We start from the raw sequence: 18,440 nt of genomic DNA, 5'->3' as shown, positions 1-18,440 counted from the left end.
CGTTTGCGTGGTACATTGCGTACAAAGTGGCATGTACCACAGTACGAAATCGTAGGAGAACTCATGGCTCGTGGCGGTGTAAATAAAGCAGTGGTCCAGGCAGCACGCTTGGCAATTTTGGCTCGCGGCGAAAACCCAAGCATTGATGCGGTACGGATCGAAATGGGCAACACGGGCTCGAAAACCACGATTCATCGCTATTTGAAGGAGCTGGATGACGGCGCCGAGCGCGCCGAAGTGCCACCAGAACCCATTGATGATGAGCTGGCGGGGCTGGTCTCGCGGCTGGCACAAAGACTCAAGGAACAGGCTCAGGAGCCTATCGATCAGGCCCGCGAGCAGTTCGATCAGCAAAAAAAACAGCTGGATACGCAGTTGCATGAAGCCCGACAAGCCAACACGCAATTGCAGCAGCAGTACGAGATTCAAAGCCTGGCACTGACTCAAGAGTCCGAGGCCCTGCAAGAAACCCGCGCCATGCTGCAGACCGAGCAAACCCGCAACGCCGGACTGAACCAGGCGCTGGCCGATTTCGAATTACGCTTGCAAGACAAGGATGAGCAGATCCGCTCATTGGAAGAAAAGCACCTGCACGCTCGCGATGCCCTGGAACATTATCGCAACGCTGTCAAAGAACAGCGCGAGCAGGAGCAACGTCGCCACGAAAGCCAGGTGCAGCAGATTCAGATGGAACTGCGCCAGGCCCAGCAGAGCGCATTGGTGCGCCAGGATGAGATCACGCAACTGCACCGCGACAACGAGCGTTTGTTAACGGAGAGCCGTGGCACCCTGAGAGAGTTGAGCCTGCTGCAGGATCATTTCAAGCAAACGAACGCTCGACAGGATCAGTTGCTGGAACAGGTGAACCGTATCGACAGCGAACGCACCCTCCTCCAGGAACGCTTGCGCGCTGCCTTGCTGGAAAGTCAGTCGCTGAAACAGAACGTCGACGAGCAGTCGCAGATAAACAAAGCGCTGGAAATTGAGTTGCTCAAGACTCAGGCGAGCCTCGATGAGAGCGTGCGCCTGGCGGCCGTCATTGCGACAGCGCCAGACGGATCAGAGCCCCAAAAGGACGATTAACCCGCGACCGGCGTGCGCATCGTGACGAACTCTTCGGCGGCTGTTGGGTGCACGCCGATGGTTTCATCGAAATCGCGCTTGGTGGCTCCCGCCTTCAATGCGATCGCCAAGCCCTGAACGATTTCGCCAGCATCCGGACCGACCATGTGACAGCCCAGAACCTTGTCGGTCTTGGCGTCCACCACCAGTTTCATCAGGGTGCGCTCCTGGCATTCGGTCAGGGTCAGCTTCATTGGACGGAAGCGGCTTTCGAAGATCAGCACATCGTGACCAGCCTCCCGGGCCTCCTCCTCGGTCAAACCGACCGTACCGATGTTCGGCAAGCTGAATACCGCGGTCGGGATCATCTTGTAATCGACCGGGCGATACTGCTCAGGCTTGAACAAACGTCGCGCCACGGCCATGCCTTCCGCCAACGCCACTGGCGTCAGCTGAACCCGACCGATCACGTCACCAAGCGCCAGGATCGACGGCTCAGCAGTCTGATACTGCTCGTCGACTTCGACGAAACCTTTTTTGTCGAGTTTGACCCCGGTATTTTCCAGCCCAAGATTGTCGAGCATCGGACGTCGACCGGTGGCGTAGAACACACAATCCGTTTCCAGCTCACGGCCGTCCTTGAGGCTCACCTTCAGGCTGCCATCGGTCTGCTTGTCGATACGCTCGATGTCGGCGTTGAATTGCAGGTCCATGCCGCGCTTGGTCAGTTCTTCCTGCAGGTGTTTGCGCACCGCACCGTCAAAGCCGCGCAGGAACAGTTCACCGCGATACAGCAACGTGGTCTCGGCACCCAGACCGTGGAAGATCCCGGCGAATTCGACGGCGATGTAACCACCGCCTACCACCAGAACGCGCTTGGGCAGCTCTTTGAGGAAGAACGCCTGATTGGAACTGATTGCATGCTCATGCCCCGGAATTTCCGGAATCTGTGGCCATCCACCGGTAGCAATCAGGATGTTTTTGGCGGTGTAACGCTCGCCATTGATCTCGACCTGGTGCGGATCAACGATTTTGGCGTGGCCTTCATGCAAGGTCACGCCACTATTAACCAGCAGGTTGCGATAGATACCGTTCAGGCGATTAATCTCGCGATCCTTGTTGGCGATCAGCATTGCCCAATCGAACTTCGCTTCGCCCGGCGTCCAGCCAAAACCTTGCGACTGCTCGAAGTCTTCGGCGAAATGCGCGCCGTAGACCAGCAGCTTCTTCGGCACACAGCCGACGTTCACACAAGTGCCACCCAGGTAGCGGCTCTCGGCCACCGCCACTTTCGCGCCAAAACCGGCAGCAAAACGCGCAGCCCGCACACCGCCGGAACCGGCGCCAATCACATAAAGGTCAAAATCGTAGGCCATTTTCAATCTCCTCGGCAGTCCACAAGCATACCCGCAGACATCCGTTGGGCAAGCGCTGCAATCGATATGGGGACGGAAAATGAAAAAGCCACCCGAAGGTGGCTTTTCAATACAAGTGGGTCAGGCGCTATTAGTAGGCCTTGCCAGTCTTGTAGAAGTTTTCGAAGCAGAAGTTGGTGGCCTCGATGTAGCCTTCAGCGCCACCGCAGTCAAAACGCTTGCCCTTGAACTTGTAGGCAATCACGCAACCGTTTTTCGCCTGCTTCATCAGGGCGTCAGTGATTTGAATTTCGCCGCCTTTGCCTGGCTCGGTTTGTTTGATCAGCTCGAAAATGTCCGGCGTCAGGATGTAACGACCGATGATCGCCAAGTTCGACGGTGCGTCTTCCGGGGCTGGTTTTTCGACCATGTTGCGAACGCGGTACAAATCATCAGCGATCAGCTCGCCGGCAATCACGCCGTATTTGTTGGTTTCCTGCGGATCCACTTCCTGGATCGCAACGATGGTGCAGCGATACTGCTCGTACAGCTTGACCATCTGGGTCAGGACGCCGTCGCCTTCGAGGTTGACGCACAAGTCGTCCGCCAGCACTACCGCGAACGGTTCGTCACCGATCAGTGGGCGGCCAGTCAGAATGGCGTGGCCCAGGCCTTTCATTTCGGTCTGACGGGTGTAGGAGAACGAGCACTCGTCCAACAGTTTACGGATGCCGACCAGGTATTTTTCCTTGTCGGTGCCCTTGATCTGGTTTTCCAGCTCGTAGCTGATATCAAAGTGGTCTTCCAGAGCGCGTTTGCCGCGACCGGTGACGATGGAGATTTCAGTCAACCCAGCGTCCAGTGCTTCTTCGACGCCGTACTGGATCAGTGGCTTGTTTACCACCGGCAGCATTTCTTTGGGCATGGCTTTAGTCGCTGGCAGGAAGCGAGTACCGTAACCGGCTGCTGGGAACAAGCATTTCTTGATCATAAAAGTCCTTGATAGGGCTGTGTGTACGAGTTTCGGCGCAGTCTAATCAGGCGGCGTGCACCTTACAATGCCCCGCGCTGGCTAACCGATGCCATCATAGAGAAATATTTTCGCGGATAGTTCCCGAGATAGCTCCGCAGCCTTTATAGATAGCACAGACCACCGGATCTGCACGGCCGCGAATCGCACCACCCTACACCATCAGCACCCGTTGAGTGCATTTGGCGCTATCATTGCGCGATTGAACCAGCCAACGAGGCAGATAGATGTCGGAAGCAAAAAGCGTCAACGGGTTCCTGATCAATCAGGCGAAAGACGGCCAGTGGTGGGTAGACAGTGTCAGTGGCGAGAATATTGCAGGACCTTTCCCGACCGAGGCGCTGGCGATTGAAGTAGCATCCGTATTGGAGCTCGAACACCCAGCCCCGAAGCGTCGCGGCAAGGACAAGTCCTGAGAAACACCGGACTCGACCCAAGCCCTGCCTCGCGCAGGGCTTTTTTGTGATTGCCTGCAACGAAGTGGCCATTCGCTATAACCTTTTGATGCCAGCGCTGTCACAGGCTCAGCCCCTTCATCCTGACGACGACAACGACATGAATAAATTTTTGCCACTGATCGTGGCACTGGCCCTGAGCGGCTGCGCCACTTCCGAAACGACCTATCTGAACAACGGTGAGCAAGGCCTGGCCATCAACTGCTCCGGGGAAGCCAATTCCTGGGCCACCTGCTACGAAAAAGCCGATGCCTCTTGCGCCGGCACCGGCTATCGAATCGTCGGTACCGACGGAACACCTTCGACCAAGGAAAGCGAAAAGACCCTGGGTGTCGACGTCGGCAACTACAAGAACCGCAACGTCGTGGTGGTCTGCAAGTAAGGCGCCCTGCCCTACATGTGAATTTCGGCGAACTTGATCCCGAGACCGCGCACCGTCTCGATCAAATCATCGAGGCTACTGAAGGATTCGACTTCATCGTTTTCATCCACCAGAAAATAACTGCGCCCGGCGCTTTTCTTGAAAAACACGATCCATTCTCCCGGATTCGCCGGATTCTGAATCACGTGGGTGGCAGAGATGTGACCCTCTGCATGGCGCTCCCGTACCTGCTCTCGCTTCATGCTCGACTCCAGAAATGACAATGCCGCCAAAGCGCTGCTTTGGCGGCATCGGTGCTGACGGGTGACAGTCTATCAGCCGGAAATGCACGCAGTAGCGGCATTGCGTACATCCATGGGACGCAATGGCACATTGGAGATGCGCTCATGCAACTTGATGCTGCTGCCGCCGGAGCGGTCTTCGATATCAAATACGGCGGCCGGGCCCGAGGAGAACTTCTGCGGCACGATGACTCGCATACCGTCCTTGTGCGGCTCGACTTGCAGGGCTCCCCGGCTGCTGGCCAGTTTCTCGGTCAGGCACTGCGCGTACTCATGAGGCTTCTTGCCAGAAATCACATTCATGGTGGGCAGCGACTCATTGATCTCCGAGACATTCGCACAGCCACTCATCGCTATCGCCATAGGCAGGACCAGGACACCCCACTTCATACAACACCTCCGATAAAGACACTCCGACAGTACAAATGCTGTTTTTCTCCGAGGCTTGCTGCGTTTATCGCTCATAGAATTCCGTATAACTGTTTTTAATTGTCAAAGCGGACCCCGACGACCGGATAATAACCCGTTCGGGCTGATAAACTGCGCCAATCGCCCATGCTATCGTTTTGATTTTGTAGAAAAAGCCCTTCTGGAGGCGCCTCATGAAATTTATCCACCAGCGCGAGCACCTCAACGAAGACGACATCGTCGTCATTCAATGCTCCCAAACATGCAATATCCGCTTGATGAACGACGCCAATTTCCGCAGCTTCAAGAATGGCGGCCGCCACACTTACCATGGTGGAGCATTCGACACTTTCCCTGCCCGGATTACTGCACCGAGCACCGGTTTCTGGAACATCACCATCGACACGGTCAACCGCCGGCCGATCAGCGTAACTCGCAAACCGACCCTGACTCACACCATCAAGATCATCCGCCGCTCCAGCACGAAACTGAGCTGAGTGACGCCCAAACACGAAGACAAGCAGGTACGACCGTGGCCCAAACGACCAAGTACGTCATCAAATACAAACTCAACGGTGAGCGTCGCTTCGAATTTGCCCAGCTTGAAAACGGCACCGAAGAAGAAGCCAAGGCCGCGCTGGATGCTCTTCATGGTTCGAGCGAAGACGTCATCAGCGAAATAAGCGTCAGCAAAGCGCTGTAACGGGATCCGGAGCGACAACATGGACGTCTGCTCCCCCGTCTGAAATTCGACCGCAAGCGCCGGAGTGTCCACACCACTACCGCCCCCCAAACTGGCGACCTCAACCTTTGGTTAAGGAGTCAGAACATGTCTACTTCCTCGATTCGCTTCATCAGTGGCGCTTCCAGCCTTGGCGTCTTGCTGCTGGCGTTCAGCGCCGAGGGTTTGTGTGCGCTGCTGATCGGTGATGATCTGGCAATGCTGGAACGCGATCTTTCGCAGCGCTTCCCCGGCCAACAAGCACCGCAGCGCGATGAGAGCTTGATGCCTGCGTTCGAGCAAACCCTGCGCCACCTCGAAGACCCGCGCACTACCCTGGATTTGCCGCTGGATCTGACGGGCAGCGTGTTTCAACGGCGAGTCTGGAATGCCCTGCGGCAAATACCGCTGGGTAAAACCGCCAGCTACCAGGACATCGCGCGACAACTGGGTCAACCCACGGCTTTCCGGGCGGTGGCCAATGCCTGCGGAGCGAACCCGCTGGCGGTGATCGTGCCGTGCCATCGAGTGCTGCGTCAGGATGGCAGCCTTGGCGGCTACCATTGGGGGCTGGAGCGTAAGCGGCAACTGCTGGATCGTGAGGCGCAGCGATGAGCGAGCGTTCTCTCGATGGACTGGACTGGGAAGCGCTGGCACAACAACTCGACCAGGATGGCTGCGCGATCATCAGGTCGCTTTTAAGCCACGGGACGTGCGATCAAATCAGTGCGCTGTATCCCCGCCCCGAACCGTTTCGCTCGCAAGTGATCATGGCTCGTCACGGCTTTGGCCGTGGCGAGTACAAATACTTCAAATACCCGTTGCCAGATGTCGTCGCCCGTTTGCGCAGTGCGCTCTATCCTCGATTGGTGCCGATTGCCAATCGCTGGTACGCGCTCATGGACCAGCCGACGCGCTTCCCTGAAACCCATAAAGCGTTCCTCGAACGCTGCCATGCCGCTGGTCAGGAACGCCCGACGCCGTTGTTGCTGCAATATGGACCGCAGGACTACAACTGCTTGCATCAGGACCTGTACGGCGAACACGTCTTCCCACTGCAAGTGGCGATTCTGCTGTCAGAGCCGGAAGACGACTTCACCGGCGGCGAGTTCGTGCTGACGGAACAGCGCCCACGGATGCAGTCGCGCCCTCAGGTCATTGGCCTGAAGAAAGGCGACGGACTGATCTTTGCCGTCAACCAACGACCGGTCAAAGGCGTTCGTGGCTATTACCGAGTCACCCTGCGCCACGGCGTGAGTCGCCTGCACAGCGGAAAACGGCATACCCTTGGAATCATCTTTCACGATGCGTTATGACGCCATGAACCCGATCACCTTCGACTTGTTTGCCGACGCGGAACCCGAGCAGCAACCCAGGCTCGATCGTATCGGCGAACAGTCCTGCGTCCTCAGAGGCTTTGCCTTGCCCTGGCTGGACCAGTTGCTGCCCGCACTGGACGCAGTTCTGGCGTCGGCACCGTTTCGGCAGATGATCACGCCCGGCGGGTTTACCATGTCGGTCGCCTTGAGCAGTTGCGGCGTACTGGGCTGGACCACCGACCGCAGCGGTTATCGTTATACCCGCCATGATCCGCTGACCGGAAAACCCTGGCCGCAAATGCCCGACGTGTTTTTCGAACTGGCACAAGCGGCGGCGCGGGAAGCAGGGTTTGCGGATTTCGTGCCTGATTCCTGCCTGATCAACCGTTATGTTCCCGGAGCCAAGATGTCGTTGCACCAGGACAAAGACGAAGGTTCCTACGCAGCTCCCATCGTTTCAGTGTCCCTGGGATTGCCGGCAATGTTCCTGTTCGGCGGCTTCGAACGCAGCGATAAAAGCCAACGAGTGCCGCTGCTCCATGGCGACATCGTGGTCTGGGGTGGCGTGGATCGTTTGCGTTATCACGGGGTCTTGCCGATCAAGGACGGCCAACACCCGCGACTGGGCGAACAACGGATCAACTTCACCTTTCGTACCGCCGGATGAAACCTTCGAATTCGACCGCAAGACCCGGGGTGCAGCGACCCCGTCGGCTGGTTAATCTGCATGAAACGGATCAACGGACATGAAGCCATGACAAGCCATTCGACAAAGATTGCCACCGAGAACGACCCTCGCTGGGCCGCCGTCGTCGCGCGTGATCCCCGGGCAGACGGACAGTTTGTGTATGCGGTGAAAACCACCGGCATTTACTGCCGCCCCAGCAGCCTGGCGCGTTTGCCGAAACCGCAGAACGTCGAGTTCTTCGACACGGCCGAGCAGGCCCAGGCGGCGGGTTATCGCCCAAGCAAACGAGCCGCGAAGGATCAAAGCGACATCGCCGCGCAACATGCTGCGACCGTGGCCGCCGCTTGCCGCCAGATCGAAACCGCGGAGAATCTGCCTGTCCTTAGCGAGCTGGCCGTTGCTGCGGGCCTCAGTAGCTTTCACTTCCATCGTGTGTTCAAAGCGGTTACCGGTCTGACGCCCAAGGGTTACGCTGCGGCCCATCGTTCACGCAGGGTCCGTGAGCGCCTCGCGGACGGAGAGTCGGTGACCGCCGCGCTGTATGACGCCGGCTTCAACTCCAACAGCCGTTTTTATGAAGCCGCCGATCAGTTATTGGGCATGAAACCCGGTGACTACCGCGCAGCCGGTCAGAACAACGACATTCGTTTTGCCGTCGGTCAGTGTTCCCTGGGGGCGATTCTGGTGGCGCAGAGTGAACGTGGCGTTTGCGCGATCCTGCTAGGGGACGATCCGCACCAACTGGTCTGCGATCTGCAGGACAAGTTTCGTCGTGCGAATCTGATTGGCGCCGATCACACGTTCGAGCAACAGATCGCCAAGGTTGTTGGTTTTATCGAAGCGCCGGCCCTGGGCCTGGACTTGCCGCTGGATGTTCGTGGCACCGCTTTTCAAGAACGGGTCTGGCAAGCGCTGCGGGAGATTCCCGCCGGCTGCACGGCCAGCTACGCCGATATCGCTCAGCGAATCGGCGCGCCAAAAGCGATGCGCGCAGTGGCTCAAGCCTGCGGCGCGAACAACCTGGCGGTGGCGATTCCGTGCCACCGCGTGGTGCGCAGCGACGGCAACCTATCGGGCTATCGCTGGGGGGTGGAACGCAAGCGTCAGTTGCTTGAACGCGAAAACCCGTCTGAGTCCTGAATGCCGATATAGACCGACACTGAATCCGGGCTGGTATAGACCTCGAAGTCTGTAGCGAACGCGCGGCAAACCTGCGGATTGTCCTTAAAGTAGGCCCAGATCAGGCCCCAAGCCTGAATGACGCTGTCCGGCATCGCCCCTTTGGCGCTGAACACCAGGTAGTCGCCTCCCTCCACTTGAATCTGCGGAAAGTCCTCGGAGGGCGCAGTGACCGCTACTCCCGCGGTCACATCGAAGTGGCCCGAAGCGTCGGACTCGTAGTTGGAATAGACGCCGTACATGAAGGAGTCCGGTTGTTTGTGGGGGATCTTGTCGAAGATATCCTCAACGAAAAATTGTTCCCACATCGGGCCGATGCGCGCAGAGTCTGGCTGCTGCTCTGCGGCATTGCAGGTGCGCACTTGCAGGCCCGAGACGCTAAAGGGCCGCACTTCACGCTGCTTTACATCCATGGTCGATAGTCCTTGTCTCTGTAATTTGTCTGTCTGATTGATGGTGAAACAGTCAACGATTGACGTCGACCACGACCCGCCCACGCAATTGACCGGCGAGCAAACGCGGTGCGGCCTCGATCACATCGCACAAGCCGATTTCGTGGCTGATCAGCGGCAGCAGGGCGAAATCCAGATCCTTGGCCAGACGATTCCAGGCCAGTATCCGCTTGGCTTTGGGCTGAGTCACGCTGTTGATCCCGGCCAGGGTCACGCCGCGCAAAATGAACGGTGCGACTGAAGCCGGGAAGTCCATGCCTTGCGCCAGGCCACATGCGGCGACAGTGCCGTTGGCCTTCGTGCTGGCACAGGCATTGGCCAACGTGTGACTGCCGACCGAGTCTATGACCGCCGCCCAACGCTCCTTGGCCAAGGGTTTGCCCGCCTCGGACAGCGTGGCGCGGTCGATGATTTCGCTGGCGCCCAGTTGCTTGAGGTAATCATGCTCGGAGGTGCGGCCGGTGGACGCAACCACCCGATAGCCGAGCTTGCTCAGCAGTGCGATGGCGAAACTGCCTACACCGCCATTGGCGCCGGTGACCAATACTTCACCCTGATCGGGCGTCACGCCATTATGTTCCAGCGCCAGGATGCTCAGCATCGCCGTGTAACCCGCCGTGCCGATGGCCATCGCTTGCGCCGCGGTGAATGCCTTGGGTAGCGGAATCAACCAGTCGCCATTCAAGCGAGCCTTCTGCGCCAGTCCGCCCCAATGTCCTTCGCCTACACCCCAGCCATTGAGTACGACTTGATCACCGACCTTGTAGTCAGGATGCCCACTGACTTCGACAGTGCCTGCCAGATCGATCCCCGGCACCATTGGGAATTTTCGCACCACCGGACTGCTGCCGGTGATCGCCAAACCATCCTTGAAGTTCAGCGTGCTGTACGCCACACGCACCGTCACATCGCCCTCGGGCAGTTGATCGTCATTGATCTCTTGCAGTGTGGCCCGGTAACCGCTGTCGTCTTTGTCGATCAAAATGCCTTGGAACATCGCTGCCTCCAGATGGAATCACTCAGTTGTGGTGCAATTGAAATAACACATAGCAACATTTCACCGTACTCGACTTTAAGCCAAGAGTGACACACGGAACAAAAACGCGACTGGCCTTGTATCAGTCATTGCTGATACAAAAACGGTCCTACCGTCCCTGCCCTGTTATGACGTCGGAGAACCCCTCAAATGAGCAAATGGCCAGACACCCGCATTCTTGACCTGCTTGGCATTGAGTTGCCGATCCTCCAGGCGCCCATGGCCGGCGCGACCAATTCGGCCATGGTTATCGCAGCCTGCAACGCCGGCGGCCTGGGCTCGATGCCCGCGGCCATGTTGAGCATCGATCAGTTACGCGAGGAGCTGAAAACGATTCGCCAGCACACTCAGCGCCCGATCAACGTCAACTACTTCTGCCATCAGCCACCCGCCGCCGATGAGCAACGCGCTCGAGACTGGAAGAACCTGCTGGAACCTTACTACCGGGAACTTGGCGTGGACTTCGACGCGCCGACGCCGGTGTCCAATCGAGCGCCGTTCGATAACGCGGCCTGCGAAGTGATTGAAGATTTTCGCCCCGAAGTCGTGAGTTTTCACTTCGGCCTGCCGGAAAAGTCCCTGCTGGACCGCGTGAAAGCCACTGGAGCGAAAGTGCTCTCCTCGGCCACCACGGTCGAAGAGGCCATTTGGCTCGAGCAGCACGGTTGTGACGCAATCATTGCCATGGGGTATGAAGCTGGTGGCCATCGGGGCATGTTTCTCAGCGATGATCTGAGCAGCCAGGTGGGCCTCTTTGCGCTGGTGCCGCAGATCGTTGATGCCGTGAAAGTGCCAGTGATTGCTGCCGGCGGGATTGCCGATGCACGAGGCGTCGCGGCAGCGTTCCTGTTAGGGGCTTCGGCGGTGCAAGTGGGCACGGCGTACTTGTTCACGCCAGAGGCCAAGGTCAGCGCTTCTCATCACAAGGCGTTGCGCACGGCCAAGGAAAGTGAGACTGCCGTCACTAACATTTTCACCGGACGCCCGGCGCGTGGAATTCTCAATCGGGTGATGCGCGAACTCGGGCCCATGAGCGCCAAAGCACCGGCCTTCCCGCTGGCGGGTGGTGCGCTGATGCCATTGCGGGCCAAGGGAGAAGCGGATTTCAGCAATCTCTGGGCGGGTCAGGCATTCACGCTGGGCGTTGAAATGACCACGGCTGAACTGACCCGGCGCCTGGCTGAGGAAGGATTGGCCAAGTTGTTGGGTCGGTAATGCACTCACCTGTAGCAGCTGCCGAAGGCTGCGTTCGGCCCGGTCCGCGCTCGGGCGAAGCAGTCGTAAATTCAGCTGCCACGATTAACCTGAAAGACCGCGGTATCTGGTTTCACGACCGCTTCGCAGTCGAACGCAGCCTTCGGCAGCTGCTACAGGGTTATGCGTGGCCTCAATAACGCGCATCCGACACATTCCGTTTGCAGGCATTTCGCTATATATTCCGCTATATAGCGTTTTAACCCCTCGCTGCACTTGCCTACAACGGAGCCGTTTCATGACCATTCGTGCCTCACGTTTTGCCCCCACCTGCCTGGCAACCCTGCTTGCAGTGTTCGCTTTGGGGTCCGCCCAGGCGGACGAAGTCCAGGTTGCCGTCGCCGCCAACTTCACTGCTCCGATTCAGGCGATCGCCGCCGATTTCGAAAAAGACACCGGGCACAAACTGGTCGCTGCCTATGGTGCAACCGGCCAGTTCTACACCCAGATCAAGAACGGTGCACCGTTCGAAGTGTTCCTCTCGGCGGACGACACCACCCCGCAAAAACTCGAAACCGAAGGCGACACGGTCAAGGGCTCGCGCTTCACCTACGCCATCGGCACCCTGGCGTTGTGGTCGGCCAAGGAAGGTTACGTCGATGCCAAGGGCAAAGTGTTGAGCGACAACCAGTATCAGCATCTGTCCATCGCCAACCCGAAAGCCGCGCCTTACGGCCTGGCCGCCACTCAGGTGCTGGCCAAGCTGGGCCTGACCGACAAGGTCAAAACCAAGATCGTTGAAGGCCAGAACATCACCCAGGCCTACCAGTTCGTCTCCACCGGCAACGCCGAACTCGGTTTTGTGGCCTTGTCGCAGATCTACAAAGACGGCAAAGTCACCAGCGGCTCGGCCTGGATCGTTCCGGCCGATATGCACGACCCGATCAAACAAGACGCGGTGATCCTCAACAAAGGCAAGGACAACCCGGCTGCCAAGGCGCTGGTTGACTACCTCAAAGGTCCGAAAGCCGCCGCAATCATCAAATCCTACGGTTACCAACTCTAAATGACGCTATCGAGTGCCGACTTTTCCGCCATCTGGCTGACCCTGAAACTGGCGTCGCTGACGACAGCCATCCTGCTGGTCATCGGCACTCCGATTGCGCTGTGGCTGTCGCGTACTCGCTCGTGGTTGCGCGGTCCGGTCGGGGCAATCGTCGCCCTGCCCCTGGTGCTGCCGCCGACGGTGATTGGCTTTTACCTGTTGCTGACGCTCGGCCCGAACGGGTTTGTCGGCCACTTCACCCAATCACTCGGCCTCGGTACCCTCACGTTCAGTTTTGCAGGGCTGGTGATCGGCTCGGTGCTCTACTCGATGCCGTTCGTGGTCCAGCCACTGCAAAACGCTTTTTCTGCCATCGGCACTCGCCCATTGGAGGTGGCCGCGACCTTACGCGCCAATCCCTGGGACACGTTTTTCAGCGTGATCCTGCCGCTGGCCCGCCCCGGTTTCATCACCGCTGCCATTCTCGGTTTCGCCCACACTGTCGGTGAATTCGGCGTGGTGCTGATGATCGGCGGCAACATTCCCGACAAAACCCGCGTGGTCTCGGTGCAGATCTACGATCACGTCGAAGCCATGGAGTACGCCCAGGCCCATTGGCTGGCCGGGGCGATGCTGGTGTTCTCCTTTGTTGTGTTGCTGGCGCTCTACTCCAGCCGTAACACCAAATCGGGCTGGAGCTGATCGATGATTCATGCGCTTCTGAAACTGAGGTATTCGGGGTTCGCCCTGGAGGTGGACCTGCAATTGCCCGGCCGCGGAGTCACTGCACTTTACGGTCATTCCGGTTCAGGCAAGACCACCTGTCTGCGCTGCATCGCCGGCCTGGAGAAGGCTGAGCAGGGTTTCATCCAGGTCAACGATGAAGTCTGGCAGGACAGCGACAAGAAGATTTTCGTACCGCCACACAAACGTGCGCTGGGTTACGTCTTCCAGGAAGCCAGCCTGTTTCCCCATCTGTCGGTACTGGCCAATCTGGAATTCGGCCTCAAGCGCATTCCTCATCAACAGCGCCGGGTCGACATGGCACACGCGACCGAACTGCTCGGGATCGGGCATTTGCTGGATCGCCATCCGCAGCACCTTTCCGGCGGTGAACGACAGCGGGTCGGCATCGCGCGCGCCCTGCTCACCAGCCCGAAACTGTTGCTGATGGACGAGCCGCTGGCGGCATTGGATAGCCAGCGCAAAAACGAAATCCTGCCTTACCTGCAACGACTGCACGATGAACTGGACATCCCGGTGCTGTACGTCAGCCACTCACAGGATGAAGTCGCGCGGCTGGCCGACCACATCGTCTTGCTGAGTGAAGGCAAAGCGCTGGCCAGCGGCGCTATTGGCGAAACGCTGGCCCGTCTCGACCTGCCCTTGGCGCTGGGCGACGACGCCGGCGTGGTGATCGAGGGGCACGTCAGTGCCCATGACGTCGACTACCAATTACTGACCCTGCAACTGCCCGACACAACCCTGAACATTCGGGTGGCTCACTCACCGATGACCCTGGGTCAGGCGCTGCGCTGCAAGGTTCAGGCGCGGGATGTCAGCCTGAGCCTGCAAAGCGTCGAGCAAAGCAGCATCCTCAATCGCCTGCCGGTCACCGTCATCAGTGAAATGGGCGCGGACAATGCCGCCCATGTGCTGATCCGTCTGGACGCTGGCGGCACACCGCTGCTGGCGCGGATCACCCGCTACTCCCGGGACCAATTGGGCGTGCACCCCGGCCAGCAACTCTGGGCACAGATCAAGGCGGTGGCGGTGCTGGCCTAAATCCGCTGGCACGACTGCAACGGCGTGCGGTCAATGGCTGTAACGACCCCTGATCCATCGCCGAGGACCATCGCCATGCCCGATATCGCGCTGCCCGATGCGCTGCCATCCGACCTGCATTACGTTGATGACACCCAGCCCGGCATCACCCGCAAGAAACTGCGCGGCACGTTCTGCTATTACAATCCTGCGGGTCAGCGCATCACCGATCAAGATGAGATCAAACGCATCAACGCCCTCGCCGTGCCCCCGGCCTACACCGATGTGTGGATCTGTACCGACCCGCGCGGTCATCTGCAAGCCACCGGCCGTGATGCCCGAGGTCGCAAGCAATACCGTTATCACCCGCGCTGGCGAGAAGTGCGCGATGCCGACAAATACTCACGCCTGCGGGACTTCGGCCTGGCCCTGCCGAAACTGCGCAAACAGCTCGAAGCACTGCTGGCGGCTCCCGGCTTCAGTCGCGACAAGGTCATGGCCACGGTCATCACCTTGCTCGATGCGACGCTGATCCGGGTCGGCAACACCCAGTACGCTCGGGACAATCGCTCCTACGGCCTGACCACCCTGCGCAACCGTCACGTCGAGGTCAACGGCAATGCGATCCTGTTCCAGTTCCGCGGCAAGAGCGGCGTCGAGCATCAGATCACCGTGAAAGACCGGCGCCTGGCGCGGATTATCAAACGCTGCCTGGAAATTCCGGGGCAAAACCTGTTTCAGTACCTGGATGAAAACGGTGAGCGACACACCGTCAGTTCCTCCGACGTCAACGCCTACCTGCAAACCCTCACCGGTGCCGACTTCACTGCCAAGGATTACCGAACCTGGGCCGGCAGCGCGTTGGCGTTGGCGGTTTTGCGGGAACTGCAGTGGGAGCCCGAGTCGGATGCGAAGCGGCATATGGTGGAGATGGTCAAGAACGTCGCCAAACAACTGGGCAACACCCCGGCCGTCTGCCGCAAGTGCTACATCCACCCGGCGGTGCTCGATGGTTTTCTTTTGGGGGTGTTGGCTGAGCTGCCCAGACCACGAGCGCGCAAAGGGCTCAGGGCGGAGGAAGTCGGGCTGGCGAAGTTTTTGGAGATGAAGGTAACAATGGCTGAGGCGACGAACTGAACTGTCTATTTTTTTGCATGATCGCCAATGGCTTCTATAGTTAATGTGAACCTGAATTAGCTGCGGTGACGCCATGGAAGACATTTTCGTTGTGAAGCGATGCAACAAGATCATCATCCATGGTCGCCGGGCCGGAGAAACCGATCATCCACCACCCGACGCCGCCGTCTGGTATCGCATCGCCGATACTCGAACCCGCGGCTTCATTGGGGACGGTTTCGATCGTGAAGAAGACGCCCGGCGTGAATGCTGGCAGCTCAATGCCAGGTCCCAAGTGAAGGCCCGACAAGGCTGAGGTCACCTGCCTTTTACGGGTCTATACTGAAAAAGCTGAAGGAACAGTGACCCCATCGGCAGAAAGCTCGCTTCCCGCGGGCTTTTTGCTGCCAAATACAGGTTTCTTGAACGGAGGTGTTTGCCATGTCCGAAAAAGAGTCCATCACCACCCTGCTAACCCTGCTCGACTCCCGCCAGGCTCGCCTGGCAGCGGCGTGCAAGGAAATCGCCGACTGGGTCGATCATCAAGGCGGGCACCCGACGGCCCTCAGAATCCGTGATCGGCTGAACGACATCGAGAAGGACGCGCCACTGATTCGCAATACGCTGTCTTCGCTCAAACCTGTCGACCCGCCCCTGCCGCGGTTCAGATGATTCGATCTGGACATCCTCAAGGACACGGCCTGATTCGGGACGCATGAACGGCGACCTTATCGTCACCGGGTGCGTCCTTGCCTGAACGCTTCGCTACATCCCCCAACCCGGCCTGGCGCTGGGCTTTTTTATTACTGCGCAGTCTGTTTCACACCGTGTTCACAACTCACGCCCTACAGTGACCGGACTCCTTTGAAGATTCCCCCTGGCCCGCCCGCATGCGGGCTTTTTTTTGTCCATTACTCAGGTAACGAACGTCGCCGTACGCTAGAGGTCAAACCATTACACGCAACGAAGGAGACGTCTGATGGTTACTCACTTCAAAGTCGGCGGGCATCTGGCCTGCGGTCACAAAGGCAGCAATCTCGTTTCAACCAGCGAACTTACCCGGGTGAAATGCAGAAGCTGCCGCAACACCGACGCGTTCAAGGATGCGCGCAAAGACCAGCGCAACGCTGCACGCCGCGCCGCACGCAAAGCCAAAGTTACGCACACCGCCAATGACTGGCGTGCGGCTTGGGTCGAACGGCTCACCGCCATGAATGGACTGCAACGATTGCCTCGTGGTTTTACCGGTCAGCCTTTCGTTTAACTGACAGCCTCAGCGGCTGAATCGAATTCACTCGATTCGGCCGCTGGCGCCATGATCTCCAGCAACGACATGCGCTTTTGCCGAAGCCGTTGATGAAATCGCCCCTGCGACAAAACGCGAAACACCATCACTGTGCACAGTTTTGCATTCGCTCACGAACCCAATAACGGCAACAGCGGGGTGCCCCTGGCACCCTGCCGTTTTTTTGCGGCAAACAGATTCCTCGACTAGGGTTCTATCGAATCAAAATTTCGCCGACGGTGTTGGCGGGCACTCATCAAGGAGGGGACAGATGACATCAATTCGTAAGACCGAGCAAACCTATCGCACTTGGTCCAGCCCAATCTTGCTTGAACTCAAGGAGAGAGAACACCAGCTGGACGCTGACGCCCGCCAAGCCCTTCAAAATGTCTTGGTCGAGAGAAGGCTTGTCGATACCGGCAATCCTTCTGGCGAAGATCGACGCGGCGCTAATCCAGGGGCTAGCGACCGGGGTCAATAACTGCTAAAGGCTAAAAAACAGCAAGCCAGAAACAAACAAGGGTTTGCATCAGCTTTCGCTCGCAAACCCTTGATATTAGATGGTGCCGAAGCCGGAATCGACCCCTCCTCTTTGTCGCTGAAAATAAAGGAAATTTTTAAATTCGAAAATTTCTGTACCTCTATGTGTACCCTCACTGGGCTTTTCCAATGGTACGACAGGAGTGCAGTTGAACTGGCCTAATGAATTCGGACACATCAATAGGGCGCTATGATTGCGCCCAAATCTGAGGTGTGTTTGATGATGCGTAAGTCCTACTCCAACGAGTTCAAGGTCAAAGCTGCAAGCTTGGTGCTGGATGAGGATCAGCCTATCCTCGATATTTGCGCCAGCCTGGATATCGGCCCTACAGCCTTACGCCGCTGGGTCGAGCAGTTGAGAAGAGAACGGGCTGGATCGGTGCTGGCCGGGACCAAGGCGATAACGGCTGACCAGAAACAGATCCAGGAGCTTAAGGCGCTGCTCAGGCAAAAAGATCGGGATATCGAAATCCTAAAAAAGGCCAGTGCTCTCCTGCTTTTGGACTCCAACGATCATTTCCGCTGATCGGTGAGCTAGGTGAGCAATATGGCATCGCAGATTGTTGCCGCGTGTTCGAGGTCAGCCGTAGTGGTTACTACGCCTGGCGTCGGCGACAAGGTAAAACCAACCTGGAGCGCGACGCGCTCAAATTGGTTCTGATCAAGTATCACAAGGCATCACGGGGCTCGGCGGGTTCACGAACCCTCTCTGAAGACCTGCAAGGCGCTGGTCATCAGGTAGGGCGCCACATGGCTCGCAGTTTGATGAGGGAAGCAGGGATCGTTAGCCGTCAACGCAGGGATCATAAGTACAAGTCATCAGGCGTCGAGTCACTGGTTGCTCAGCATGAACTTGAACGTGAGTTTTACGTGGCGGATATCAACAAGGTTTGGTGTGCAGACATTACGTATATCCAGCTAGGCAAGCGGTGGCTGTATTTTTCGGTCGTACTGGATTTATTTGCCTGGCGAGTAGTTGGCTGGTCTTTTTCGTTAGTCGCCGACGCAACACTGGTAAGCGAATCCCTGCGCATGGCCGTTGAACTGAGAGGGGGGCCTAAGGGAGTGCTGTTTCACTCTGACCAAGGGTGCCCAGTACAGCAGTTCCGATTGGCGTAGTTTTTTGAA

26 protein-coding genes are annotated in these 18,440 nt (G+C 58.1%); 20 read left to right on the top strand and 6 right to left on the bottom strand.

Annotated elements, in window-relative coordinates:
* The first annotated feature begins 63 nt into the window (after window positions 1-63).
* Window positions 64-1,083 carry a DNA-binding protein gene (locus MO767_RS26775; protein WP_282482988.1) on the top strand — a complete coding sequence of 340 codons (1,020 nt, stop codon included), beginning with the start codon at window positions 64-66 and terminating at the stop codon, window positions 1,081-1,083.
* Here the strand turns inward: MO767_RS26775 and gorA are convergent.
* Both gorA and galU read right to left on the bottom strand, forming a co-directional pair.
* Complete coding sequence (gorA, locus tag MO767_RS26770) at window positions 1,080-2,438, bottom strand: glutathione-disulfide reductase (protein WP_282482987.1); 1,359 nt, start codon at window positions 2,436-2,438, stop codon at window positions 1,080-1,082. The genes MO767_RS26775 and gorA overlap by 4 nt on opposite strands.
* Window positions 2,439-2,568: 130 nt before the next feature.
* On the bottom strand, window positions 2,569-3,408 hold the full coding sequence (gene galU, locus MO767_RS26765; protein WP_008155104.1) for a UTP--glucose-1-phosphate uridylyltransferase GalU: 840 nt from the start codon (window positions 3,406-3,408) through the stop codon (window positions 2,569-2,571).
* A gap of 266 nt (window positions 3,409-3,674) precedes the next feature.
* Here galU and MO767_RS26760 point away from each other — a divergent pair, with 266 nt between their 5' ends.
* Together MO767_RS26760 and MO767_RS26755 are read left to right on the top strand one after the other, a co-directional pair.
* Window positions 3,675-3,863 (top strand): hypothetical protein, encoded by a 189-nt coding sequence (locus tag MO767_RS26760; protein ID WP_282482986.1) that lies wholly within the window; start codon window positions 3,675-3,677, stop codon window positions 3,861-3,863.
* Between the two features lie 139 nt (window positions 3,864-4,002).
* Window positions 4,003-4,284 (top strand): hypothetical protein, encoded by a 282-nt coding sequence (locus MO767_RS26755; protein ID WP_282482985.1) that lies wholly within the window; start codon window positions 4,003-4,005, stop codon window positions 4,282-4,284.
* An 11-nt stretch (window positions 4,285-4,295) separates the two neighbouring features.
* On the opposite strand, the gene MO767_RS26750 is transcribed toward MO767_RS26755, so the two are convergent.
* Complete coding sequence (locus MO767_RS26750; RefSeq protein WP_123364930.1) at window positions 4,296-4,526, bottom strand: hypothetical protein; 231 nt, start codon at window positions 4,524-4,526, stop codon at window positions 4,296-4,298.
* A gap of 72 nt (window positions 4,527-4,598) precedes the next feature.
* Window positions 4,599-4,955 carry a hypothetical protein gene (locus MO767_RS26745; protein WP_282482984.1) on the bottom strand — a complete coding sequence of 119 codons (357 nt, stop codon included), beginning with the start codon at window positions 4,953-4,955 and terminating at the stop codon, window positions 4,599-4,601.
* Window positions 4,956-5,167: 212 nt separating this feature from the next.
* Here MO767_RS26745 and MO767_RS26740 point away from each other — a divergent pair, with 212 nt between their 5' ends.
* From MO767_RS26740 to ada, 6 genes are all read left to right on the top strand, one after another.
* Window positions 5,168-5,470: a DUF1883 domain-containing protein gene (locus tag MO767_RS26740; protein WP_024164534.1), complete on the top strand. Its 303-nt coding sequence runs from the start codon at window positions 5,168-5,170 to the stop codon at window positions 5,468-5,470.
* Window positions 5,471-5,505: 35 nt separating this feature from the next.
* Window positions 5,506-5,676, top strand: a complete 171-nt coding sequence (locus tag MO767_RS26735; protein ID WP_095129384.1) for a hypothetical protein — start codon at window positions 5,506-5,508, stop codon at window positions 5,674-5,676.
* Window positions 5,677-5,802: 126 nt separating this feature from the next.
* Entirely contained in the window at window positions 5,803-6,309 is a 507-nt protein-coding gene (locus MO767_RS26730) for a methylated-DNA--[protein]-cysteine S-methyltransferase (protein ID WP_282482983.1), read from the top strand.
* Window positions 6,306-7,010 carry a 2OG-Fe(II) oxygenase gene (locus MO767_RS26725; protein ID WP_282482982.1) on the top strand — a complete coding sequence of 235 codons (705 nt, stop codon included), beginning with the start codon at window positions 6,306-6,308 and terminating at the stop codon, window positions 7,008-7,010. The genes MO767_RS26730 and MO767_RS26725 overlap by 4 nt, the downstream gene beginning before the upstream one ends.
* Window positions 7,000-7,680 (top strand): DNA oxidative demethylase AlkB, encoded by a 681-nt coding sequence (gene alkB / locus MO767_RS26720; RefSeq protein WP_282482981.1) that lies wholly within the window; start codon window positions 7,000-7,002, stop codon window positions 7,678-7,680. The genes MO767_RS26725 and alkB overlap by 11 nt, the downstream gene beginning before the upstream one ends.
* An 87-nt stretch (window positions 7,681-7,767) precedes the next feature.
* Window positions 7,768-8,841: a bifunctional DNA-binding transcriptional regulator/O6-methylguanine-DNA methyltransferase Ada gene (ada, locus tag MO767_RS26715; RefSeq protein WP_282482998.1), complete on the top strand. Its 1,074-nt coding sequence runs from the start codon at window positions 7,768-7,770 to the stop codon at window positions 8,839-8,841.
* On the opposite strand, the gene MO767_RS26710 is transcribed toward ada, so the two are convergent.
* Both MO767_RS26710 and MO767_RS26705 read right to left on the bottom strand, forming a co-directional pair.
* Window positions 8,805-9,293, bottom strand: a complete 489-nt coding sequence (locus MO767_RS26710) for a GyrI-like domain-containing protein (RefSeq protein WP_282482980.1) — start codon at window positions 9,291-9,293, stop codon at window positions 8,805-8,807. The two genes, ada and MO767_RS26710, sit on opposite strands and share 37 nt — an antisense overlap.
* A 52-nt stretch (window positions 9,294-9,345) precedes the next feature.
* Entirely contained in the window at window positions 9,346-10,329 is a 984-nt protein-coding gene (locus MO767_RS26705) for an MDR family oxidoreductase (RefSeq protein WP_282482979.1), read from the bottom strand.
* Window positions 10,330-10,518: 189 nt separating this feature from the next.
* On the opposite strand from MO767_RS26705, the gene MO767_RS26700 reads away from it, so the two are divergent.
* The 11 genes from MO767_RS26700 to MO767_RS26650 all read left to right on the top strand — a co-directional run bounded on the left by MO767_RS26700 (window position 10,519) and on the right by MO767_RS26650 (window position 18,431).
* Window positions 10,519-11,583, top strand: a complete 1,065-nt coding sequence (locus MO767_RS26700; RefSeq protein WP_282482978.1) for a nitronate monooxygenase — start codon at window positions 10,519-10,521, stop codon at window positions 11,581-11,583.
* Between the two features lie 277 nt (window positions 11,584-11,860).
* Entirely contained in the window at window positions 11,861-12,628 is a 768-nt protein-coding gene (gene modA, locus MO767_RS26695) for a molybdate ABC transporter substrate-binding protein (protein ID WP_282482977.1), read from the top strand.
* Window positions 12,629-13,309, top strand: a complete 681-nt coding sequence (modB, locus tag MO767_RS26690) for a molybdate ABC transporter permease subunit (RefSeq protein WP_282482976.1) — start codon at window positions 12,629-12,631, stop codon at window positions 13,307-13,309.
* Between the two features lie 3 nt (window positions 13,310-13,312).
* Window positions 13,313-14,392, top strand: coding sequence for a molybdenum ABC transporter ATP-binding protein (modC, locus tag MO767_RS26685; RefSeq protein WP_282482975.1), 1,080 nt, complete (start codon window positions 13,313-13,315; stop codon window positions 14,390-14,392).
* A 75-nt stretch (window positions 14,393-14,467) separates the two neighbouring features.
* The gene (locus tag MO767_RS26680; protein ID WP_282482974.1) at window positions 14,468-15,508 is read left to right on the top strand and encodes a DNA topoisomerase IB; all 1,041 of its coding nucleotides are present in this window, start codon (window positions 14,468-14,470) and stop codon (window positions 15,506-15,508) included.
* Between the two features lie 73 nt (window positions 15,509-15,581).
* Window positions 15,582-15,803, top strand: coding sequence for a hypothetical protein (locus MO767_RS26675; protein WP_282482973.1), 222 nt, complete (start codon window positions 15,582-15,584; stop codon window positions 15,801-15,803).
* Window positions 15,804-15,928: 125 nt separating this feature from the next.
* Window positions 15,929-16,159, top strand: coding sequence for a hypothetical protein (locus MO767_RS26670; RefSeq protein ID WP_010460746.1), 231 nt, complete (start codon window positions 15,929-15,931; stop codon window positions 16,157-16,159).
* A 307-nt stretch (window positions 16,160-16,466) separates the two neighbouring features.
* Complete coding sequence (locus tag MO767_RS26665) at window positions 16,467-16,751, top strand: hypothetical protein (RefSeq protein WP_282482972.1); 285 nt, start codon at window positions 16,467-16,469, stop codon at window positions 16,749-16,751.
* A 292-nt stretch (window positions 16,752-17,043) separates the two neighbouring features.
* Window positions 17,044-17,253: a hypothetical protein gene (locus MO767_RS26660; RefSeq protein WP_282482971.1), complete on the top strand. Its 210-nt coding sequence runs from the start codon at window positions 17,044-17,046 to the stop codon at window positions 17,251-17,253.
* 279 nt (window positions 17,254-17,532) lie between these two features.
* Window positions 17,533-17,838: a transposase gene (locus tag MO767_RS26655; protein ID WP_282482970.1), complete on the top strand. Its 306-nt coding sequence runs from the start codon at window positions 17,533-17,535 to the stop codon at window positions 17,836-17,838.
* Complete coding sequence (locus MO767_RS26650) at window positions 17,835-18,431, top strand: IS3 family transposase (protein ID WP_349016936.1); 597 nt, start codon at window positions 17,835-17,837, stop codon at window positions 18,429-18,431. The genes MO767_RS26655 and MO767_RS26650 overlap by 4 nt, the downstream gene beginning before the upstream one ends.
* Window positions 18,432-18,440: the final 9 nt, after the last annotated feature.

The sequence above is a fragment of the Pseudomonas sp. UYIF39 genome, assembly GCF_029963765.1.
GTDB lineage: Bacteria > Pseudomonadota > Gammaproteobacteria > Pseudomonadales > Pseudomonadaceae > Aquipseudomonas.
Note: the sequence above shows the minus strand (reverse complement) of the source record. Positions and strands in the feature narration are given on the sequence as shown.